The organism is Frankia sp. CcWB3 (assembly GCF_977927595.1).
Map to the genome: position 1 here is coordinate 8,429 of NZ_CDWRCK010000125.1, position 3,950 is coordinate 12,378.

Consider the following 3,950-nt stretch of genomic DNA (forward strand, 5'->3'; position numbering starts at 1 on the left):
GTTCCCGGGCAGCTCGGCGGCGGGGGCGGCGGACGCTCGGCGCATGCTGCTGGGCACAACCGGGCACGCTAGCAGGACGCCGTCGGCGGCGAGCCCCCTCGGGGACGCTCCGGCACGGGCGTCGCCGGGCGTCGCGATCCGGCTCTCGCGCACCGACGGGAAGCCGGACACCGCCCTCCGGAACGTCAGAGAGACCGCGGCCGCCGCGCCGCCACCCCCTCACCGGTTGCGGCGCGGGCCGTGGCCGCGGGCCGTGACCTGCGCCGCGTCCTCGTCCCTGCCAGCGGACGCCGGCTCGGTCCGTACCGGGTCACCCGGCGACGGGTCGGGCCGCGACGGGTCGGTCGGCGTGCCGTCCTCGTCGGAGCCGGCCCGCGCGACGGTGGCCGGGGTGCCGGTGCACAGCGGCGGTAGGGTGGTCGACCCCCGAACCGTCGCGGGCCGGAAGATCCGTCGTTTCCGCCACACGAACAGTCCGGCCGCGACGGCTAGGACGCCGCGGCCGTTGATCGCGTAGAGCGCGATCCCGCCTTCGTACTGCAGGATCGCGGCCACCAGCGCCAGCAGGCCCAGGAGAGCCGCTGGATGGCGACATCCGCGCAGCGCGTACTCCAGTCGGGCGAGGACGAATCCTCCCAGAGCCGCGAGGGTCACCATCCACGGCGGACCGCCGATGGGCAGCAGCTCGCCGAGCTGGGTGGGCAGGCGGTCGAACGCGTTGGTGATCCCGTAGGTGGCGGACAGGCGCGTCTTGAGGGAACGCGACTCCAGGTCGGAATTCAGTTTGTCGGGATTGAGAAAACGCGGGACGGCGATGTTGACGTCGTTCCACAGGGTTACCGGGCCGATGGGCGGAGAACCGTCGCGGAGCCGTCGCAGGATTATCGACGGGTAGGAGTTCCCGTCCAGGCGGACCCCGAGGTCTCCCACTTCGCTCGGGTTTATCCCGCGTTCCGGATGGGTCAGACCGGCGGCCAGGGCCTGCAGGCGCTGCTTGGGACCCACGCTGTACCCGAATACCTGCCGGCCCGCGTCCGCGCGTGCCCCGTAGATGACGACGTAGGCCAGAACCACGAGCGCGACGACCGAGACGAGCTGCCGTCGGCGTATGGGAATCCCGACGATGGACAGTAGGTAGATTACCGCGCCCGCCGCTATCGCCACCGGCAGCCGCTGCCCCGCCAGTGTGTGCAACGTGCACTGGACGCCGAGTACCGGGAGGAATCCGCGGCCCTTCGTCCGCACGAGCACGGCGAAGCTTCCCAGGGCGAGGCCGACGACCAGGAACTGCGTCGCGAAGCCGCTGACGAGGTAGGGACTGCCGGTGACTGTCGAGGGGTCCGCGTCGCCGGACGAGGTGTTCCTGCCGACCGCTGTCACGGCCACCGCAGCCAGGGCCAGCGGAGTCAGGACCCGCCAGTCGAAGAAGTCCAAGACTTCCTCCCGGCGGAAACCGGTGGACGGCGGCGTGCGCTGGGTCGCGAAGCGATAACCGGAAGCGAACGCGAGCAGGGAGAACCCGACCAGAACGGTGTAGGCCGCGACGTCGGACTCCGTGGTCAACAGCCGGTTGTCACTGTAGGACGGCACCAGGACCTGCAGGACCTCCGTCACCCCGTGGTAGGCGATGGCGGCACCGACGAACATCAGCCCGAGACTGGACACGGCGCGCCGGCCCCGACCGCGAACCACCACGACCAAGGCGAGCCCCTGCAGCAGCAGGCCCAGCGCTAGCGTGGCCGACACGCCGCACCTCCGCCCGTCGTGCCGGGTACTCTCCGGGGAGCCCCGGTCCGAATGGTGACCGGCCCGGGCGACCCGAACCGCGCCATCCTTCCCGCATGGTGAACAGGCTTGATAAATCCGTTTACAGACGTTCTCTGAACGGCCGCCGTTGCACGTCTGCTTCCGGCGTTAGGCTGAAGACCGTCGACCGGACAGCTCCGCGTGCTGCCCATGAACATCTCCGGACCGATCTCTACCGGGCCGCAGCCCAGATCTTCGTCGACCTCGTGGAGTACACCGACTTCCCACGGGCCTGAGCCGGGCCGGTGGTGGACGGGCCGGGTCACGACGCCGCGGGTGGGGGGGCCTCGCGGTTGGCTCCCCGCAGCGCCAGCGTCATGATCCTGCGCTCCGGGGGTTGCTCCGGAATGGCCGCGGCGGTGTCGGTTGTTCGGCCGGGACCTTCGAATCTGTCGGGACGTTCGAAGGGGATGGGCTCGCGCACCGGCATCGCCGCGTCCCCCCGGACGACGACGAGCCCGTCCAGTACCTCCTCCAGCAGCGGCGCCGCCGTCACGTCGACCGCGGCCGCACCGGTGATGACCGCGCAGAGGATCCATCGCGGCCCCTCGATGCCGAAGATGCGGGCGGGCAGGCGGCCGACGGCCGTGTCGAGCGGCATGCGCAGCTCGGGGCCGTAGGGCCCGTCCTCGTCGTTCCATTCCGTGTCCTCCGGTGCCGAGAGCACCAGGTCCTCGCGGATCGACGCCCACAGGCCGCCGCTGCGCGGGGCGGCGAGGACGGACAGCTCCAGGACGGATGTCCCGTCCATCGCGGCCAGGGTGGGCATCGGCCCAGAGGCCGAGACCCGGATCCGGGTGCCGTTCACCCGCGGCACCACGAGAGCTCCGAAATCCGCCCGCGCCCGGCCGTCATCGGGCGCGTCCGCCGCGTCGAACGGACCCCGGCCCACCCGGGCGCCCCCGCTCGTCGTGGCGCCGGCTCCCGCAGCGCCGGCTTCCGTAGCGCCGGTTCCCGTAGCGCCGGTTCCCGTTTCGCCGGGCTTCCTCGCGCCACCGTCGCCAGTACCGGGCCCGGTGTCGGCCCCGGTACTGGCCTCGGTGTCGGCATGGTCGTCCGGCTCCGGCTGCGCCGACTTTCGGCGCCGACGGTGGATGAGTCGCCCTCCTGGCATCCTGACCACCTCCCAGACAGAAGCCTGGCGTGACTAATGGATTACTTAAGGTAGGCGCGCCGGTGGTGGGGCCGGGAGATTCCCCGGGCGGCTGGCCGGGCCGCAACGTCCTCGGATCGGCCCTGATGGAGGCACGCGACAGGTCGCGGGCGGTGTACGGCCCCCGCGATGTGCCCGAGTAAATCGCGCAACGGGATGGCCGGGCGCTGAGTTGTCCGGGACCATCGGACAGGTGTCAGTTCCACATCAGAAGGCGTCGCTGCCTAAGTCCTGGATGGTCTCCGAGTCACTGAGCGGAGGAATGAAGCTCCCTTTCGTCGTCGGCCTGGACGACTCGGACACGCCCTACGACGTCGTCGACGCACTCGCCCTGGCTCCTTTCACAACCGGTGAGCAGCCCTGGGCCCGCAGTGCCCGGGTTGACCGGCTCCGGCCGGGAGCCACGCTGCTACCGTCAGGGGCGAGGGTCCTGCGCGCGGTTGTCGAGGAGTCCCGCGATTCACGTCTCGCGGTCGGCGAGGGCTGGACGGTGCGAGCCGTGCGCTGGCGCGGCGGGGGTGGTGAGGTGACCGTCACCGCGGTGAGTGAACAGCTCGCCCGGGTGGTGATCGAGGACGTGCTCCGCTCGTCCGTCGTCGAGAGCGGTGCGGACAACGCCGTCAACATGGGTTTCTGGTATCTGTCCAGTCAGCGTGGTCCGATCCGGACCAGCCGCCGGACGGCCACCACGACGTGGGCTTCGATCCGCGCCAACTACGCCTCGGCCGCCGTGGGCCCGCTCGACCGGCTCATGGCGGTTCGCCGGGACAACGTGGTCGGCCGCCTGATCCTCCTGCATGGTCCGGCGGGAACCGGGAAGACAACCGTGCTGCGGGCCCTGGCGAACGAATGGCGATCCTGGTGCCAGGTCGACTGCGTCCTGGATCCCGAGGCGCTGTTCGCCGATCCCGCCTACCTGATGGAGGTCGCGATCGGCTTCGACGACGACGGGGACGCGGAGGGGGAGAGCGCCGACGGCGGGGGTACCGAC

The 3,950-nt window shown here is 71.1% G+C and carries 3 protein-coding genes; 1 reads left to right on the plus strand and 2 read right to left on the minus strand.

Features of this window, described 5'->3' with window-relative positions:
- Window positions 1-219: 219 nt before the first annotated feature.
- Complete coding sequence (locus ACY5KJ_RS11415; protein ID WP_462186554.1) at window positions 220-1,746, minus strand: hypothetical protein; 1,527 nt, start codon at window positions 1,744-1,746, stop codon at window positions 220-222.
- Between the two features lie 322 nt (window positions 1,747-2,068).
- A complete protein-coding gene (locus ACY5KJ_RS11420) occupies window positions 2,069-2,920 on the minus strand; it encodes a DUF3710 domain-containing protein (RefSeq protein ID WP_462203341.1) in 852 nt (283 codons plus the stop codon).
- Between the two features lie 232 nt (window positions 2,921-3,152).
- Between ACY5KJ_RS11420 and ACY5KJ_RS11425 the strand changes: the two genes are divergently transcribed.
- The coding region (locus ACY5KJ_RS11425) for a DUF5925 domain-containing protein (protein WP_462203342.1) at window positions 3,153-3,950 on the plus strand (798 nt) is incomplete at its 3' end.